This is a genomic window from Nostoc sp., assembly GCF_054880495.1.
On the sequence record NZ_JBTYKD010000042.1, the window covers coordinates 1 to 16,580 of the forward strand.

19 protein-coding genes are annotated in these 16,580 nt (G+C 43.0%); 13 read left to right on the forward strand and 6 right to left on the reverse strand.

The window, feature by feature from the left end:
• The first annotated feature begins 370 nt into the window (after positions 1 to 370).
• A complete protein-coding gene (locus ACYTXL_RS04795; RefSeq protein WP_461921187.1) occupies positions 371 to 1,429 on the forward strand; it encodes a glycosyltransferase family 4 protein in 1,059 nt (352 codons plus the stop codon).
• 213 nt (positions 1,430 to 1,642) lie between these two features.
• On the forward strand, positions 1,643 to 2,824 hold the full coding sequence (locus ACYTXL_RS04800; RefSeq protein WP_461921188.1) for an aldo/keto reductase: 1,182 nt from the start codon (positions 1,643 to 1,645) through the stop codon (positions 2,822 to 2,824).
• Positions 2,825 to 3,011: 187 nt separating this feature from the next.
• On the opposite strand, the gene ACYTXL_RS04805 is transcribed toward ACYTXL_RS04800, so the two are convergent.
• Both ACYTXL_RS04805 and ACYTXL_RS04810 read right to left on the reverse strand, forming a co-directional pair.
• Complete coding sequence (locus ACYTXL_RS04805) at positions 3,012 to 3,437, reverse strand: TdeIII family type II restriction endonuclease (protein ID WP_461921189.1); 426 nt, start codon at positions 3,435 to 3,437, stop codon at positions 3,012 to 3,014.
• 6 nt (positions 3,438 to 3,443) lie between these two features.
• Entirely contained in the window at positions 3,444 to 4,772 is a 1,329-nt protein-coding gene (locus ACYTXL_RS04810) for a hemolysin family protein (protein ID WP_461921190.1), read from the reverse strand.
• A 239-nt stretch (positions 4,773 to 5,011) separates the two neighbouring features.
• On the opposite strand from ACYTXL_RS04810, the gene mfd reads away from it, so the two are divergent.
• The 7 genes from mfd (at position 5,012) to ACYTXL_RS04845 (ending at position 11,285) form a co-directional block, all read left to right on the forward strand.
• Positions 5,012 to 8,629, forward strand: a complete 3,618-nt coding sequence (gene mfd, locus ACYTXL_RS04815; protein ID WP_461921191.1) for a transcription-repair coupling factor — start codon at positions 5,012 to 5,014, stop codon at positions 8,627 to 8,629.
• 5 nt (positions 8,630 to 8,634) lie between these two features.
• Positions 8,635 to 9,405 carry a WD40 repeat domain-containing protein gene (locus ACYTXL_RS04820; RefSeq protein ID WP_461921192.1) on the forward strand — a complete coding sequence of 257 codons (771 nt, stop codon included), beginning with the start codon at positions 8,635 to 8,637 and terminating at the stop codon, positions 9,403 to 9,405.
• 69 nt (positions 9,406 to 9,474) lie between these two features.
• Complete coding sequence (locus ACYTXL_RS04825) at positions 9,475 to 9,828, forward strand: hypothetical protein (RefSeq protein WP_461921193.1); 354 nt, start codon at positions 9,475 to 9,477, stop codon at positions 9,826 to 9,828.
• Positions 9,829 to 10,250: 422 nt separating this feature from the next.
• The gene (locus ACYTXL_RS04830; protein WP_461921194.1) at positions 10,251 to 10,514 is read left to right on the forward strand and encodes a hypothetical protein; all 264 of its coding nucleotides are present in this window, start codon (positions 10,251 to 10,253) and stop codon (positions 10,512 to 10,514) included.
• Entirely contained in the window at positions 10,498 to 10,836 is a 339-nt protein-coding gene (locus ACYTXL_RS04835; protein WP_461921195.1) for a type II toxin-antitoxin system RelE/ParE family toxin, read from the forward strand. Before ACYTXL_RS04830 ends, ACYTXL_RS04835 begins: the two co-directional genes overlap by 17 nt.
• Positions 10,837 to 10,875: 39 nt before the next feature.
• Positions 10,876 to 11,079, forward strand: a complete 204-nt coding sequence (locus tag ACYTXL_RS04840; protein WP_461921196.1) for a type II toxin-antitoxin system HicB family antitoxin — start codon at positions 10,876 to 10,878, stop codon at positions 11,077 to 11,079.
• Positions 11,076 to 11,285, forward strand: coding sequence for a type II toxin-antitoxin system HicA family toxin (locus ACYTXL_RS04845; RefSeq protein WP_461921197.1), 210 nt, complete (start codon positions 11,076 to 11,078; stop codon positions 11,283 to 11,285). The genes ACYTXL_RS04840 and ACYTXL_RS04845 overlap by 4 nt, the downstream gene beginning before the upstream one ends.
• Before the next feature lie 7 nt (positions 11,286 to 11,292).
• On the opposite strand, the gene ACYTXL_RS04850 is transcribed toward ACYTXL_RS04845, so the two are convergent.
• Entirely contained in the window at positions 11,293 to 11,763 is a 471-nt protein-coding gene (locus tag ACYTXL_RS04850; RefSeq protein ID WP_461923716.1) for a DUF29 domain-containing protein, read from the reverse strand.
• Between the two features lie 164 nt (positions 11,764 to 11,927).
• On the opposite strand from ACYTXL_RS04850, the gene ACYTXL_RS04855 reads away from it, so the two are divergent.
• Positions 11,928 to 12,203 carry a type II toxin-antitoxin system HicA family toxin gene (locus ACYTXL_RS04855; RefSeq protein WP_180277449.1) on the forward strand — a complete coding sequence of 92 codons (276 nt, stop codon included), beginning with the start codon at positions 11,928 to 11,930 and terminating at the stop codon, positions 12,201 to 12,203.
• Complete coding sequence (locus ACYTXL_RS04860; protein WP_461921199.1) at positions 12,169 to 12,552, forward strand: type II toxin-antitoxin system HicB family antitoxin; 384 nt, start codon at positions 12,169 to 12,171, stop codon at positions 12,550 to 12,552. The genes ACYTXL_RS04855 and ACYTXL_RS04860 overlap by 35 nt, the downstream gene beginning before the upstream one ends.
• 1 nt (position 12,553) lies before the next feature.
• Here the strand turns inward: ACYTXL_RS04860 and ACYTXL_RS04865 are convergent, their stop codons facing one another.
• The 3 genes from ACYTXL_RS04865 to ACYTXL_RS04875 form a co-directional block, all read right to left on the reverse strand.
• Entirely contained in the window at positions 12,554 to 12,985 is a 432-nt protein-coding gene (locus ACYTXL_RS04865) for an NUDIX hydrolase (protein ID WP_461921200.1), read from the reverse strand.
• Between the two features lie 8 nt (positions 12,986 to 12,993).
• Entirely contained in the window at positions 12,994 to 13,446 is a 453-nt protein-coding gene (locus ACYTXL_RS04870; protein ID WP_461921201.1) for a DUF3531 family protein, read from the reverse strand.
• A gap of 96 nt (positions 13,447 to 13,542) precedes the next feature.
• Entirely contained in the window at positions 13,543 to 14,475 is a 933-nt protein-coding gene (locus ACYTXL_RS04875) for a Sll0314/Alr1548 family TPR repeat-containing protein (RefSeq protein WP_461921202.1), read from the reverse strand.
• Between the two features lie 365 nt (positions 14,476 to 14,840).
• Here ACYTXL_RS04875 and ACYTXL_RS04880 point away from each other — a divergent pair, with 365 nt between their 5' ends.
• Both ACYTXL_RS04880 and rsmG read left to right on the forward strand, forming a co-directional pair.
• A complete protein-coding gene (locus tag ACYTXL_RS04880) occupies positions 14,841 to 15,515 on the forward strand; it encodes an ABC transporter ATP-binding protein (RefSeq protein ID WP_461921203.1) in 675 nt (224 codons plus the stop codon).
• 316 nt (positions 15,516 to 15,831) lie between these two features.
• The gene (gene rsmG / locus ACYTXL_RS04885; protein ID WP_461921204.1) at positions 15,832 to 16,569 is read left to right on the forward strand and encodes a 16S rRNA (guanine(527)-N(7))-methyltransferase RsmG; all 738 of its coding nucleotides are present in this window, start codon (positions 15,832 to 15,834) and stop codon (positions 16,567 to 16,569) included.
• The last annotated feature ends 11 nt before the right edge of the window (positions 16,570 to 16,580 follow it).

Here is a 16,580-nt window from a genome sequence, read left to right on the forward strand (position 1 = left end):
GATGGTTTTGCTCGTTGGTCAATTCGTCACTCACCTGTATTCATCTCATCACCTCCCTATCGGGTAGGTGAGAGGCTTCTACTATTTAAGCTAAAGCCTGATGCCAGGATATTAGCGAATAGCAAATAACGATATAGCGACTGAAATAGTAGATTCAGTCTTCAGAATTTTGGAGTTTTACCCCGATTTACCCTGCCGTTAATGAATAAGTCTTTAAGCTAAGTAATTGATTAGAAGCACTCTTAGTCAGTAGTAAGTGGTCAATTTTACGCACTAGTGACTACTTTTGAGTTGTTATTGAAGACCTCAATAATTATGTTGATTTATACTCAGTTACTTATCTTGCTTTTTTATACATATCTCAAAGATTATGCGAATCATACATATTTTGAACCACGTTCAAGAAATAGGTAACGGTATTGTAAATGTGGCTGTGGATCTGGCTTGTTTACAGGCAAAATCTGGTCATGAGGTAGCGGTTATTTCTGCTGGTGGTGAATACGAGACTTTACTAAATATTTGTGGTGTTAAACACTACCAACTAGACCAAACTAGGAAACCGATAAGTATGATTAAAGCAGTTATACGTTATCGAGCGATCGCAGCTGAATTTCAGCCGGATATTGTTCATGCACACATGATGACCGGAGTCATATTAGCACGCATTTTTAAAGGACACAACTATGCTTTAGTTTCTACAGTACACAACGAGTTTCAACGTGCTAGCCTGCTGATGGGTTTAGCTGACAGGGTAATTGCTGTCAGCATGGCTGTGCGAGATTCTATGGCTAGGCGCGGTATCCCAGAAAATAAGTTGCGGGTGGTATGCAACGGAACTTTAGGCAGTCCCCGCACCTATCCAATACAAGATTATCAACCTTTACCATTACAGCGTCCAGCGATCGCTACTGTAGCCGGAATGTATCAACGCAAAGGAATCACTGAGTTAATCGCTGCCTTTGCACAAATTGCCTCAGATTTTCCCCAAGCGCATCTTTATTTGGTCGGAAATGGCCCTGATAAACAGCTATTTGAGGCACAGGCACAAGCAACTTCTGTAAAAGAACGTATTCATTTTGAAGGCTTCCAGCCGCAACCTCAACGCTATCTCATATCTTGTGACATATTTGTGCTGGCTTCCCATCGTGACCCTTGCCCTCTGGTACTTTCGGAAGCTAGGGAAGCTGGAACTGCGATCGTTGGGACTCAGGTAGACGGCATTCCTGAAGCTTTGGACAATGGGCAAGCAGGTCTTTTAGTGCCAGCAAAAGATAGTAATGCTTTGGCTGGAGTTTTAGTACAATTACTGAGTAATGCCGATATACTGCACGAATGGAAACATCGGGCAAATCAAAACCTAGAATGGCTGAGTGTTACCCGCGTCCATCAGGAAACACTGGCAGTGTATCGTCAATTAATTACGGAATGAGGGCATTGGGCACTTGTACTGAGCGAAGCCGAAGTATTGGGTATTGGGCATTGTCGGTTATGATAGTCGAATAATCAAAAGACCTGACCGATTTAATAATGCGATGAATCTTGCTAGTGTTACAGATTGAACAGAGGTAATTAATATGGTACTGAAAGCTCGAATGACTGTCGTTTTTAGATTTTAAGTTGGTAAGCAATCCCCAATCTCCTGATGCTATATAGACGATTTGGACGCACAGAATTACAGATGCCAGTGTTTTCCTGCGGTGGCATGAGATATCAGTTCAAATGGAAGGATGTTCCCAATCATGAAATTCCTGCTGATAACCAGGCGAATCTAGAAGCCACTATAAAAAGGGCGGTGGAAGTTGGGATTAATCATATTGAAACTGCCCGTGGTTATGGCACTTCCGAAATGCAATTGGGGAGAATATTGCCCAAGTTTCCCCGCGAAAAGTTGATTGTTCAGACCAAAATAAACCCACAGGCAGATGCGAAAGAATTCCGGGAAAAATTTGAACAATCATTAAAAAATCTCCAACTAGATTATGTTGATCTTTTAGGGTTGCACGGCATCAATCATGATGAGTCATTAGATTACAGTATCCGTCCTGGTGGCTGTTTGGAAGTAGCCCAGCAGTTGCAAGCTGAGGGAAAAGTTAGATTTATTGGCTTTTCTACACACGGATCAACAGATATGATTGTGCAGACTATTAATACCAATAAATTTGATTACGTGAACCTGCACTGGTACTACATTAATCAATGGAATTGGGCGGCAATTGAAGCAGCTAAACGCCACGATATGGGGGTGTTTATCATTAGCCCATCTAATAAAGGGGGTTTATTGTATGAACCTCCAGAAAAATTAGTAAATCTTTGCGCCCCTTTGAGTCCAATGGTGTTTAATAATTTGTTTTGTTTGAGTCATCAAGAGGTGCATACCCTGAGTTTGGGAGCAGCAAAACCAGAAGATTTTGATGAACATCTGAAGACTTTAGAATTAGTAGATCAGGCATCGTCAATTTTGCCACCAATTTTAGCAAGGTTGGAATCAGAAGCGATCGCTACTTTGGGAGAAGATTGGGTAAAATCGTGGCAGACAAATCTACCAACCTTTGACCAAACCCCTGGCGAGGTAAATATTCGGGTGATTTTGTGGCTGTGGAATCTAGCGATCGCCTACGATCTGGTAGACTATGGCAAAATGCGCTACAACCTGCTTGGCAATGGCGATCACTGGTTTCCCGGCAACAAAGCTGATCGACTAAATGAATTAAACTTGCGGCAATGTCTCGCCCGGAATCCCTATGCTGATAAAATCCCCCAACTTCTACAACAAGCCCATCAGTTGTTGGCAGGTGCAGAGGTGAAACGATTGTCTCAGAGTTGAGAATTAGAAACTTAGTATAACATTTCATTAATTCGGAGCGAATTCTCTGCGTGCCTCTGCGCTTTCCCCTGCGGGAAGGCGAGGCGCCTATGCGTTTAAATTTCAACCTTCAATTCACCACGATTTTACCCAACACTGTACTTAGTATATTTGATAATATACTAAGTGACTAGATCTCAATAGTTAGTTAATCAAGTTGGCTAACAAAAATGAAATCTGTATTTTCGCAAAATTGATTTTCAACCCATATATCTTGAGCGATATCTAGAGGAGAACTAAATAACTTAGTTTTTTGCATTTCATCCCAAGATTTTGGAAAAGGATTAAAAGGAATAGCAATACGAGCCTCTAACTTAGCATTTGTATTTTTAGCAAGTCTATAAGCATACCATTCTAACATTTGTTTGTTAAATTTTTGAAAATCACCTTGATTTGGTTGTGCAGTTTTTATATCCAAAAGATATTCAACTCCAGTTCCCGATGGAGGAGATATGTAGATGTAGGCGGCAATGTGTTGGGGATTGGTTTTTGCAGCAACGTTTTTTAGCCTCTCTATAGATTCCTCTGTTGAAACTCTCCTGTTATTAGGCTTATTTTCACGTTCATAAACCAACGATCGCTAGTCAGATTTTTTCGTATCTGCTGATTTACTTGCCTTCGGTATGACTAGTACTTTATCAACGCGATTACCATCCATATCCATTACTTCAATTCGCATACTTTGCCATTCAAAATAATCTGCTGCGGCGGGAATACGTCCTAAATGGGTGATCACAAAACCGCCTAAAGTTTGATAACTACCGCGTTCATCGGGTTGCCACTCTTCCATACCGAAAAGTTCTAAAAACTCCTCTACAGGCAACATCCCATCCAAAAGCCAGGAACCATCTTCGCGTTGCACAGCTTGGGGTTGATCTTGCCCATCTGTGGAAGGAACATCACCCACGATTTCGCTCATAATGTCGTTGAGAGTGACTAATCCTTGAATCACGCCGTATTCATCGACTACCAGCGCCATGTGAGTGATGGTTTGCTTGAACAATTCCAAAACTTTCAAGCCACGGGTGCTTTCTGGCACAAATACGGGCTGTCGCAATCCCACTGTCAAGTCTAGGGGTTCCCCTCGGAAACTCCTAGCTAATAAGTCGGTGACAGGGATAACACCCAGCACATTGTCAAGTCCGCCTTGAGAAATTGGATACCGAGAATAGGCACTATTAACCATCTTTTGGCGATTTTCTTCGGCAGAGTCGTCTAAGTCTAGCCAGACAATATCCGGGCGGGGTGTCATTAAGTAGCTGACAGGGCGATCGCCTAAACGAAAAACTCGCTCCACCATATCCTGTTCGGCTTCCTCAAAGGTTCCCGCCTCAGTACCTTGCTCAATTAAGATTTTAATTTCTTCTTCAGTGACTTGCGGCTCGGTAGAAGCTGTAATTCCCAGTAATCGCAGAATCAAATCTGTAGAAGCGCTTAAGAGAAAGACTACAGGAGAAGCGATCGCCGCCAAGGCTTGCATGGGAATAGCTACAATCGATGCAATCTTTTCTGGATTGTTTAATGCCAGACGCTTCGGTACCAATTCGCCAACAATCAGTGAGAAATAGGTAATGAGCAAAACCGCTATTCCGAAAGATATCGGTTCACTATAAGGTGCTAACAAAGGAACAAATTTTATATAGATTGCCAGTCGGTTGGCAATTGTTGCTCCTCCAAAAGCACCAGTCAGGATACCGATCAGGGAAATACCCACTTGAACGGTTGACAGGAAATGATTTGGAGACTCAGCTAGTTTCAGTGCTACCCTTGCCTTGGCATCTCCTTGATTGGCAAGCTGCTGTAGCCTTACCTTGCGTGCTGAGACGATCGCCATCTCAGACATAGAAAACATACCGTTGGCAATAATTAGCACCAAAATGATTAAAATTTCAAAAGTGATGGGGGACATGTTTAAAATTGCGGCTTATCAGAGCGAACGTAGCTCAATTCCTAGTATCTAGTATTAAAGGTGCTTCTATAAATGCTTTAACTGTACACAAAGTAATAGTTATAGTTCTTAAGTTTATTAATTGCTGTGCATTATTCTTTAACCAAAGGAGCAAGAAAGCTCTTAACACTTTTAAAATGGTTGACATAAACTGCCTCTAGATTTTCTCATTTACAAAGCTCCCATCGCTAGTAGTACTTATGTCATTTTCTTCTATTGTGCGTGCCTTAGGGCGATCGCCGCTAACCACTGAATTTATTTCTAAGCTAAACCGACAACAAGAATTGCGGTTAAATGGCATTCCCCGGCTGCCCAAGGCTCTGGTGGCTTCAGCATTAGCGCGGGCTATGGGCAAGGATTTGTTCGTGGTTTGCGCCACTCTGGAGGAAGCTGGACGCGTTTATGCACAACTGGAGGCAATGGGATGGCAAACAGTACATTTTTACCCCACCTCCGAGGCTTCTCCCTACGAACCTTTTGACCCGGAAACTGAGATGAGTTGGGGGCAAATGCAGGTATTGGCAGATTTGGGCATTGGGCATGGGGCATTGGGGAGCCAGTGCGTTGCGGAGGTTCCCTCCGTTAAAGCAACTGGTGTCATGGGGCATGGGGAAGAAAACCAGATCCCAAATCCCAATTCTCAATTATCCAAGATGGCGATTGTGGCTACTCAAGGGGCGCTGCAACCTCATTTGCCTCCACCAGCAGCTTTTGGGCAATTCTGTCTGACTCTGAAGCGGGGGATGGAATTAGACTTGAATGCCTTCAGTGAGAAGATAACTATTTTGGGGTACGAACGGGTGCCTTTGGTGGAAACGGAAGGACAGTGGAGCCGACGGGGTGATATTGTTGATGTGTTCCCGGTTTCATCTGAGTTCCCAGTCCGGTTGGAATGGTTTGGTGATCAAATCGAGCAAATGCGGGAATTTGACCCAGCAACTCAACGTTCAGCCCTCGATAAAGTTGACCAGTTAATTCTTACCCCCACTAGCTTTGCTCCTGTAGTGATGGGGGCACTGAAGAATAGTTCTGAGTTAGGAGTTAGGAGTTATGAGTTAAATCCTGACTCAGAACGGGCTGAACAACAGCTATCCGCTAACATGACTCAGAACTCATCACTTTTAGAGGGTAGTCGTCGCTTTTTGGGGTTGGCGTTCGAGGAACCAGCATCTCTGCTAAACTACTTAGCAGAAAACACCCTAATTGCTATTGATGAGCCAGAACAGTGTCATGCTCATAGCGATCGCTGGGTAGAAAATGCTGAGGAACAGTGGGGCATGGGGCATGGGGAAGAATCTAATCCCCTAACATTACCGAAGATTCACCGTTCTTTTGATGAGTGTTTGGCTGATATTGCCAAGTTTAAAAGATTATACTTATCGGAACTGTCAGAGGAAAATAGTGGGATAAATCTGGCCAGCCGACCTGTTCCAGTCATGCCACACCAGTTTGCTAAACTAGCTGAGACCATCCGCCAAGAACGCGATCGCAATTTCTCGACCTGGCTGCTTTCTGCTCAACCTTCGCGTTCTGTCTCACTTTTGCAAGAACATGATTGTCCGGCTCAGTTTATCCCCAATCCCCGCGACTACTTAGCAATCGATAAGCTCCAAATCAACCATACTCCCATAGCCCTAAAATATTCTGGTCTGGCCGAACTAGAAGGTTTTATCCTGCCTACGTACCGATTAGTAATCGTTACAGATCGGGAATTTTTTGGGCAGCATTCCTTGGCGACTCCCGGCTATATCCGCAAGCGCCACAAAGCTACTTCTAAACAAGTTGATCCCAATAAGCTGCGTCCAGGCGATTATGTAGTTCACAGAAATCATGGTGTTGGCAAATTTGTCAAGCTGGAAAGTTTGACGATTAATCACGAAACCCGTGATTATTTAGCGGTGCAGTATGCTGACGGGTTACTCAGAGTCGCAGCCGATCAAGTCGGTGCTTTATCCCGGTTCCGCGCCGCAGGTGATAAAGCACCGGAACTCAATAGGATGACGGGTAAAGCTTGGGAAAATACGAAGAATAAAGTCCGCAAAGCGATCAGAAAATTGGCGGTGGATTTATTGAAACTGTATGCAGCGCGATCACAACAACAAGGTTTTAGCTTCCCCAATGATATGCCTTGGCAGGAGGAACTAGAAGATTCTTTTCCCTATCAACCCACAACCGATCAACTCAAAGCTGTCCAAGATGTGAAACGAGACATGGAAAGCGATCGCCCAATGGATCGTTTAATTTGTGGCGATGTCGGTTTCGGGAAAACGGAAGTGGCGATTCGCGCTATTTTTAAAGCAGTCATCGCCGGTAAACAAGTGGCACTCCTTGCGCCGACGACTATTTTAACACAGCAGCATTACCATACACTCAAAGAACGTTTTGCTCCCTACCCCGTAAATGTTGGTTTACTTAACCGCTTTCGTTCGGCTGAAGAACGCCGCGATATTCAAAAGCGATTGGCAACGGGTGAATTAGATGTAGTGGTTGGTACTCACCAAATTTTAGGTAAAGGCGTGACATTCCGCGATTTAGGATTGTTGGTGGTAGATGAAGAACAGCGATTTGGGGTAAACCAGAAAGAGAAAATTAAAAGCCTGAAAACTCAGGTTGATGTGCTGACTCTCTCAGCCACTCCCATTCCCCGGACTTTGTATATGTCCTTGTCAGGAATTCGGGAAATGAGTTTAATCACCACACCACCGCCAACTAGACGCGCAATTAAAACCCATCTGTCACCAATTAATTCCGAAAGTATCCGCAGTGCAATTCGTCAAGAATTAGACAGAGGCGGACAGGTGTTTTATGTAGTTCCACGAGTGGACGGGATTGAAGAGACAACAGCCAATTTACGAGAAGTGTTACCGGGGACTAGGTTTGCGATCGCTCACGGTCAAATGGATGAAAGCGAGTTAGAATCAACCATGCTCACCTTTAGTAATGGCGACGCAGACATCCTTGTTTGTACGACGATTATTGAATCTGGCTTAGATATTCCGCGAGTCAACACGATTTTGATTGAAGATGCTCACCGCTTTGGGTTGGCACAACTGTATCAATTACGCGGTCGTGTGGGACGTGCAGGTATCCAAGCTCATGCTTGGTTATTTTATCCGAAGCAACGGGCATTATCTGACGCGGCACGGCAACGTTTACGAGCGATTCAGGAATTTACTCAGCTAGGTTCTGGATATCAACTAGCAATGCGCGATATGGAAATCAGAGGTGTAGGTAACTTGCTAGGTGCAGAACAATCCGGTCAAATGGATGCCATCGGTTTTGATTTATACATGGAAATGCTAGAAGAAGCAATTCGGGAAATCCGAGGACAAGAAATACCGCAAGTGGAGGATACCCAGATTGACCTTAACCTGACGGCATTTATCCCAGCAGATTACATTACCGATTTGGATCAAAAGATGAGTGCTTATCGGGCGGTGGCCACAGCTAAATCTAAATCAGAATTAAAGCTAATTGCAGCCGAGTGGAGCGATCGCTATGGTAGTTTACCAGTGCCTGCAAATCAACTTTTGCGAGTCATGGAACTCAAACAGCTAGCGAAAAAAATCGGATTTAGCCGGATTAAACCAGAAAACAAGCAGCACATCGTTTTAGAAACGCCGATGGAGGAACCAGCTTGGAATTTATTGGCGGCGAATTTACCAGAAAATCTCAAGACGCGGTTTGTCTATTCTCCTGGGAAAGTTACGGTGCGCGGGTTAGGAGTTTTTAAGGCCGATCAACAATTGCAGAGTTTGATTGATGCTTTTGGGAGAATGCAAGGTGCGATTCCAGATAACCAAACCTACACAGCATAACCAGAGTGAATATTAATCTTGATTTGCCGCCAGAGCTAGAAAATGAGCTTTTTACTGAAGCTACTCGGCTAAACCTTCCTCTTCCTGAATACATTCTTCGGATTCTTTCTGTGAGACAGGTTTTAGCAAATCCTCCCAAGACAGGAGCCGAACTCGTTGCTTATTGGCAGAGCGAAGGTGTAGTTGTATTTAGCCCTGATGGAAAAATTCTTGCAAGCAGTGATGATGATGGGGACATCATTTTGTGGGATATGCAAACTGGATTATCTAAATGCACTATTCAGGGGCATTCAAGTAGTGTGCGTAGTCTAGGTTTCAGTTCTAATGGTCAGCTTCTCGTAAGTGGTGATGATGATGGCTACGTCAAGATTTGGAATCTGACGACAGGTACTCTAGATTCCTCTTTTTATGCTCACTCAGCAGGAGTTAGCTCAGTCGCTTTTTGTTTTAATAATCAGGTACTTGTAAGTAGTAGCTGGGATAAGACAGTCAAACTTTGGGTTCTCGAAACCGCAATTCCTAAACCTTCAAAAATCGGTTTTTTTAAAGGAGTTTTTGGGAAAAAGCAGCCTGAAGCTGAGCTTATTCCATCTTTGCCAAATTTTATTCTTCAACAAGTTCAAGGAAATAGTGAAAAGCTAAACGAGTCTATATTTAGTTCCGTTGGTGCTAAGTTTGAAACTGAGGCTTATAGCTTTTGTTGGGAAACATCTCAGCCTCCAGTCAAGAATCCTCAGTTAGGTTTGGAGGATTGGGAGCGATTATTGAGAGACTGAAAACGCCAAGAATAAGAGCGCAAGAAAGAGCAACCTGCAAAAGAGAGACTTCGCCTGCGAGAGCAACATTTGAGATTAGAGAAACAGATAGAAGAACGTCTCAACAGAGAGCAGCAACTACAGGCAGAGAAACTAAGACAAGAACAGCGGCAGCAAGAGGAAAAACTCAAACAAGTAAATCAATTTGGTGCAGTGATTGAATTACTTAATGCATCACTTACGCAGCAAGAGGAAAAACCCAAACAAGTAAATCAACACCGAACTACTAATAATTATCGGGATAACAGTACATCCAACCAGCAACGGACTACGACTAACTTCTGGGGCAGTAATTCATCAAGTAACTCAAGTGGAAAAGTCTATGTTCAAGGTTATCGTCGTAAGGATGGAACCCATATTGAAGGACATTGGCGCAACAAATAAGCGCCAAACTAAAAAATTTACCTGCCAATAGCAAGATGCGGCGGGCTAGTTCCTGTGTCCAAGCGTAAAAATCAGTTTCCTAGAGGCTTGGTGAAGGCATTGATATCTTTGGATTTGTTTTAAACTGAGGTCTAAGATTTTGATTGGTGCGATCGCGATTATGTGAGTATTATCTATAGGCGATCGCTTTGCTAAATTCAGCCCGTGGCGAACGTTGATCAACTAGATGCAAGGGTGGGTTAATCGCAGTAAATCCAACACTTGCTGCGGCTCAAATTTTACTACTTCGATTATGGAGAGCGATCGCTTGTATTTTAAAAGAGTGGCATACTGCCGAAAAGCTTTTGAGCAGGCGGGAATTTCAGACCCAGCCCTTTGAGTCTAGTTGGTAGAATTAAAGGAAATACCAACCCAACTTCAACATGATAAAAACTATCGAAGGCATTTATCAGGATGGACAAATTCACCTGACCCAGTTACCGCAAGATGTTAGCGATCGCTCACTCGTTCTTGTCACCTTTCTAGACCCTGGTAAAATCGACCCCACGAAATTACGCCAACTGATTGATCAGTTGGAGACAATTGCTGGAATTGGACAAGGTTTCGAGGAACTTAACGCTGGTCAAACCCGCCCTATTGGGGATTTCGTCCAAGAAATGCAGCAAAAGTATGGCATTTCAGATTGAGATTACCCCAATCGCGGAAGCTCAGATTGAGCAAGCTTATTGCTGGTATCGAGAGCGGAATCCTGAATTTGCTGATCGTTGGTTTCGAGGATTGATGAATGCTATTGCTACCCTACAAGAGAAGCCCCAACGTTGTGCTTTAGCAGTCGAACATGAAATTTTTCCAGAAGAAGTACGCCAACTCCTTTATGGGAAACTCAAAAACGTATACCGAGTACTTTTTACAATTCGAGGTACTACAGTGAATGTGTTGTATGTGCGCCACACTGGACAAGCACCACTGACAGTAGATGATCTAGAGGAGTTAGAAGGTGGAGTTTAGGATTTCAAGGCGTAGGCGAAGCCCGTCGCAGACACATTTATGAAAATTAGAGCAATCATTCATCCAGCAGAAGAAGGCGGTTATTGGGCAGAGGTTCCCGCGCTTCCCGGTTGTATTACCGAAGGAGATACCAGAGAAGAGGTAATGGCTAATTTAAAGGATGCTATTGAAGGTTGGCTTGAAGTTGCTAACAGTCGTAATGCAATTGAATCAACAGATCAAGTTGTTGAAATTGCTGTATGAAATCGATTTCTGGCAAGCAACTTTGTAAGATTGTGGAACAAAAAGGTTGGGTTTTGCAAAGAATTACTGGCAGTCATTATATTTATGAAAACCCTGAAATAGAAAAAATCCTGTTAATTCCTGTTCATCGCAATCAAGATTTGAAAGTTGGAACCTTGAAAGCCTTGATGAAAATAGCCCAGCTATCTGAAGAAGATTTACTTTAATTTCAAATTACTGCTCTGATTCATCCACTAACTTGCTTGATTCACCGGGGTAAAAATCATAATCCATAATCTCTGACAAACTGTAAGGACACTCTACCGGAAAAGTACGCTTGGGTAAATCTGTTTCTCCAACAGCTAGTTCGACACCTTTAAGGTAGGCTTTGCGAAGTACTTCTTCAAGATAGGGCTTTAAGCTAGGATTGTCTTCAAGTAGTTCAGCAATATCTAAGCGTTGAATCCGAAGTGTTGCTAACCAACTACGGCTACGGTGTTGGGACTGGTACTCCCATTTTAGTAAATGTCCAATCAACACACTCAGACGGTTTCGCAGTTCTTGACGTTGCTGTTTACCCAAAGATTGAATCTCCTCAATCAGATTTTGCCGATCAATCTGACTCCACTGCTCATTGCGAAGTAAAGTTGCTTGTTCCTCTGTCCAAGCGTAAAAATCAGTTTCGTAGAGGCTTGGTGAAAGCATTGGTATCTTTGGGTTTGTTTCAGGTACACCCATTAGGTTAGTTCAACCTCAACGTCTTTGCCTTTATTGTAGAACTGTCTAAAACTCTACTACTACTTCTACTATTTCAGCGATCGCTTTTTTATCTCTTAAAATTTTGATACTATATATAGTATCATCTCTCAATGAGCAAATTAAGAAAATTAGTAGATCAGTTCCTAAAACGACCTCCAGAAGTGCGGTTTCAGGAAGTTTACTATCTATTGGAAGCTTTTGGCTTTGAAGAGAAAAGGTCTAAGGGTAGCCATCATAGCTTCAGAGACTCCCAAGGTAAAACCATCACTGTACCCAAAACAGGAGGACAAAAAGTTAAAGGAGTTTATGTACAGCAAATAGTTGAACTATTAAATTTAGAAGAGTGGATTGATGAAGACACTGAACCAGAAGAACCAGCCGATTGAGAAGCCGTCCTTAGAATATTATTTAAATCTTCAGTACCCTGTAACACTTTACCCCGACCCAGAGGGTGGATATGTGGCCCAAATTAAAGATTTACCTGGATGTCTTACTCAAGGCGAAACCCTTGAAGAGACAATGGCAAATCTCAATGAGGCGCGGGAATTGTGGATTGAGACAGCTTATGAAATCGGCGATAATATTCCCTTACCAAGTACTAATGATAGCTATAGCGGTAAACTAATAGTACGGATGCCGAAGTCTTTGCATCGACGTTTAGCTGAGACTTCTGAACGAGAAGGCGTTAGTCTCAACCAGTATATTGTGTCTTTGTTGAGTGCTATTTCCAGATGATTTATAAATATTCAAAAAACACTTCAGGTACTAATCGGAATTCTCCAGATTTCAAGCGAGAGATATCTACCCATAATGCTCTATGTTTATGATTTGGTGATTCTGAAAAAACTAAACTTTCCAGTTGATAAAATTTGGAATCAGCAAAGTCACATTGATAAAGCTGAATAATTTCATGACCTTGCCTACCATTAAATGTAAACAGGTTCTCTATAGAACCTAGATATTTAATATTCGTTAACTCTGCCTGAATTTCCTCTTGAAACTCCCGTTGTAGCGCGACGCGGCTGGTTTCGCCAAATTCAATACCACCGCCCAAAGCCCGATAAAATCTTTCTTGTTTTACGGGATCGTAGCCTTCAGAAAGAAATATGCGTTCACCATTCCGAATTAGCCCCAAGGTTATTACCCGAATTTCCCCTGCTTTATTCATTGTTGTAACTAATTATCGTAAATAGACTGAGGACGACTTTCGCTATTTTCAATAGGCCAATCTGAATTTTCGCCACCCATATATAACTCTTCAATGGTGACATATTCCTGACTTAGCTGGGTGAGGGCGTTGATTAAAATATCGAGAGCGATCGCATCACTGGTTCCTAAGTCAAACCAACAACGCCCCCACTGTCCCTCATATTCAAACTCACCGATGTTGTGCATCAGTGCTAACAGGCTTTTGTCATACCCTTGTGCATCATAATTCATGTAGCTGATATCGAGTCCAGTATCCTGCACCTGAAGATTCTCTGCATTAAATGCACCCAATTTACCCAGATAAAACCAGGAATTGAAAACTTCTTCTACAAACTGCTTTTCACGCGCCGAAGGATTTGTGCTGAATTTCAGCCAAATCCACATATCAAAAGGATTAATTTCGCGGAACTGAATCTCCATTTTGGTCTAATATCTCAATTACTCTTCTGAAAATAAGCATATCAAAATGGGGAGTAGGCAGTGGAGAGTGGGGGCTAAATTATTTCCAATGCCCAATTATCTAGGATTGTTCAGGCTAACAGCATTTTTGCGTTCACCCTCAATTTGTTTGACTAAATCGCCTGGGAGTTGGGATTTTTTAGTCAATGCTTTGTCAAAATTAGCGATCGCTTCTTGGAACATCTGCTGGCTTTTTTGTTTTTGCCCCAATTCTTTCAGGATCTGCGCTTTGAGATAATAAATTTCTGGATTATCGGATGTGCTTTTGATCGCCCGGTTAACATACTCTAGTGCCTGTGAATACCGTTTTAAATCTCGGTAAGCAAGAGCAATACCCCGATCCACTAGATACCGAGGAGCAGCATTTTGTTCTAACCGTCCAATTGCCTGATCTGGGCTAGCAAAAGGCAAATTAACCGCCAATAATAAATCCATATAACCTTTGATTAAATTCAGTTCTGGATCGTTGGCAGAAATTGCTTCGGCTTTGTCTAGATATTCATAAACTTGCCGCAACTGACTAAAGACTTGCGGCACACCATTGACTGTACCCTCACGGCTGATAACTACTGCACCCTCTAAAAAATGACCAACAGCAGTGTATAAATTACCACGCAATGGATCGGTAGAAATCAGTTTTTGTCCGGTTTCTAGAGTTTTCTGGCTGTAGGTGTCGAGTTTAGCCCAATCCTTATTTCCGTATGCTAAAGATGCCTTAATAGCATAAGCTAGAGGTTCATTTGGCTCTTTGGATAGTGCTTGATCTAGATAACGCTCTGCGGCTGGATAGTTGCCCTGTTGGAAAATCGCTTTAAAAGCTGCTTCTGTTTGGTCGCCAATTTGATGAGGTTCACGATTGCGAAACGGATCGCCAGCCAGGGAGGGATTTACGCACAAATTAAGTGCGATCACAGTGGCAAAAGCAGTTTGAGCAAGGGTAGTCAGTCTAGCAGACACTACTAATCGAGCCGAAGATAATTTTTTAGTCATTTTAACCCTCAGAATAATTGCGGTTGAAATAGTCGTATGTGTTACTTACAATGCAAAAAACGCTTAATTTTTACACTGAGCGACTTGCCTTGAGCGCAGTCGAAAGGAGTCGAAGTGTTAACTTGCCTCTGCTTCCAGGAAAATTTTCTTATATAAAGGTTGACTTTGGTAATTTTTCCATGTTCCCAGGCTTGTTATAGCGATTGTTTAAGGGTGAAAGTGCCACAATGGAGAAAAAGTGAATGATTCTTGCTGCTAAATTAAAGTGTTAATCCAGATAATGCGCGAGAAATTTCTCTAGAATTTTCTCGATGCTCTCAGTGTAGCTAATCACTAATTTGCTGACTTTTTGGTAATCTTAACAAATGCTCTATCTCCGAAATCTAATTTATCATCCTACAGCTTGCCCGACAGCGATTCTCAAATCGATCAACATGGAATTAGCACCGCAGCAGCTAGGTCTGATTATTGGCCCAAGTGGTTCTGGTAAAAGTACCTTATTAGAAATTTTATCAGGACTAGCCGAACCCACTACTGGCGGACTCTTCTGGCGGGAACAAGAACTTATAGCCGAACAGCTACAACAATTGGCTGGGTTAGTATTTCAGTTTCCAGAGCGGCACTTTTGCGGTGGTTCGATTTTAGAAGAATTGCGTTTAGGACATCCTGAGTTAGGGTCAGAACGAGTCACACAGGCACTAACTGAGGTGGGATTAGAGCATTTATCGCTTTCCACAGCTCCCCATGCTTTAAGTGGTGGTCAGCAACGACGTTTAGCTTTGGCAGTGCAATTGATTCGGCAGCCAAATTTACTGTTATTGGATGAACCCACAGCTGGGCTAGATTGGTCAATGCGTCGGCAACTGGTAAATTTATTAGCGAAACTGAAACAACATTGGACACTGTTGATAGTGACACACGATGCTGGGGATCTGTTAGCGATCGCAGACCGTTGCTGGACACTCAACCACGGTGAACTAGAATCAGTAGATCCAACGACACTAGAGGCCAAAGTTAAAGAACCTCTACCAGCAGTATGAAAGGGAAAGTAGGGAGTTAGGAGTTAGGAGACAAGGAGGACAAGGAGGACAAGGGAGAATTTTTCCAATGCCCAATACTTCTCTTCTTAGGCTGCGCTAACGACTTCTCTACGAGACGCTACGCGAACGCTACTTCGACCCTTCTCTACGAGACGCTACGCGAACGACAGGTGTTACCCTGAGCTTGTCGAAGGGCTCAGGGCAGGCAAGCTCAGTACAAGTCAGTACAAGTGCCCAATGCCCAATACTTCTCTTCTTAGGCTGCGCCAACGACTTCTCTACGAGACGCTACGCGAACGCTCAGTACAAGTGCCCAATGACTAACTTATTGCCTGAGATGGCAGAAATTTGGCAGCAAACTCTGAATTGGGAACCAACAGCCCAACAGCAAGCGCAATTCCAGAGACTTTATGAGTTAATCCTAGAAGGTAATCGCCAACTGAATTTAACTCGGATCACTGACCCCCAGGAGTTTTGGGAAAAACATCTGTGGGATTCTCTTAAAGGAATTGCGCCACAGGGGGAATTTATCCCGTCTCTTCAAGAAGCTGCATCTGTGATTGATATTGGCACGGGTGCAGGTTTTCCAGGTGTTCCAGTGACAATTATTGCACCTAACTGCAAAATTACTCTGATGGATTCAACCCGGAAAAAAATTACTTTTATCGACAATATATTAACTGAACTTGCTCTGACTAATGCCAAAACTCTCGTTGGTAGGGCTGAAGAAATCGGTCAGCAACCCCAGCACCGACAAGCTTATGATATTGCCTTGATCCGCGCTGTTGGGACAGCTTCTGTTTGTGCAGAATATGCCTTACCATTACTCAAACGAAGTGGTTTAGCGATAATTTATCGTGGGAATTGGACAGAGGAAGAAACCACAGTTTTGCAAAATACTGTTAACCAGCTAGGTGGCGTAATTGAATTAATTGAAAAATTTACCACGCCTCTAAGTGATAGCATCCGTCATTGTCTTTATGTGCGTAAGGTAGCAAACACACCAGCTAATTTTCCCCGTGCTACAGGTGTACCTTCTCAAAACCCGCTTTGAGGAGGGAGTGC

What these genes read in the sequence shown, in the direction of transcription:
- ACYTXL_RS04795 (WP_461921187.1), top strand. Translation starts at nt 371, where the DNA reads ATGCGAATCATACATATTTTGAACCACGTTCAAGAAATAGGTAACGGT.
- ACYTXL_RS04800 (WP_461921188.1), top strand. Translation starts at nt 1,643, where the DNA reads ATGCTATATAGACGATTTGGACGCACAGAATTACAGATGCCAGTGTTT.
- ACYTXL_RS04810 (WP_461921190.1), bottom strand. Translation starts at nt 4,772, where the DNA reads ATGTCCCCCATCACTTTTGAAATTTTAATCATTTTGGTGCTAATTATT.
- mfd (WP_461921191.1), top strand. Translation starts at nt 5,012, where the DNA reads ATGTCATTTTCTTCTATTGTGCGTGCCTTAGGGCGATCGCCGCTAACC.
- ACYTXL_RS04830 (WP_461921194.1), top strand. Translation starts at nt 10,251, where the DNA reads ATGATAAAAACTATCGAAGGCATTTATCAGGATGGACAAATTCACCTG.
- ACYTXL_RS04835 (WP_461921195.1), top strand. Translation starts at nt 10,498, where the DNA reads ATGGCATTTCAGATTGAGATTACCCCAATCGCGGAAGCTCAGATTGAG.
- ACYTXL_RS04840 (WP_461921196.1), top strand. Translation starts at nt 10,876, where the DNA reads ATGAAAATTAGAGCAATCATTCATCCAGCAGAAGAAGGCGGTTATTGG.
- ACYTXL_RS04845 (WP_461921197.1), top strand. Translation starts at nt 11,076, where the DNA reads ATGAAATCGATTTCTGGCAAGCAACTTTGTAAGATTGTGGAACAAAAA.
- ACYTXL_RS04850 (WP_461923716.1), bottom strand. Translation starts at nt 11,763, where the DNA reads ATGCTTTCACCAAGCCTCTACGAAACTGATTTTTACGCTTGGACAGAG.
- ACYTXL_RS04855 (WP_180277449.1), top strand. Translation starts at nt 11,928, where the DNA reads ATGAGCAAATTAAGAAAATTAGTAGATCAGTTCCTAAAACGACCTCCA.
- ACYTXL_RS04860 (WP_461921199.1), top strand. Translation starts at nt 12,169, where the DNA reads ATGAAGACACTGAACCAGAAGAACCAGCCGATTGAGAAGCCGTCCTTA.
- ACYTXL_RS04865 (WP_461921200.1), bottom strand. Translation starts at nt 12,985, where the DNA reads ATGAATAAAGCAGGGGAAATTCGGGTAATAACCTTGGGGCTAATTCGG.
- ACYTXL_RS04870 (WP_461921201.1), bottom strand. Translation starts at nt 13,446, where the DNA reads ATGGAGATTCAGTTCCGCGAAATTAATCCTTTTGATATGTGGATTTGG.
- ACYTXL_RS04875 (WP_461921202.1), bottom strand. Translation starts at nt 14,475, where the DNA reads ATGACTAAAAAATTATCTTCGGCTCGATTAGTAGTGTCTGCTAGACTG.
- ACYTXL_RS04880 (WP_461921203.1), top strand. Translation starts at nt 14,841, where the DNA reads ATGCTCTATCTCCGAAATCTAATTTATCATCCTACAGCTTGCCCGACA.
- rsmG (WP_461921204.1), top strand. Translation starts at nt 15,832, where the DNA reads ATGACTAACTTATTGCCTGAGATGGCAGAAATTTGGCAGCAAACTCTG.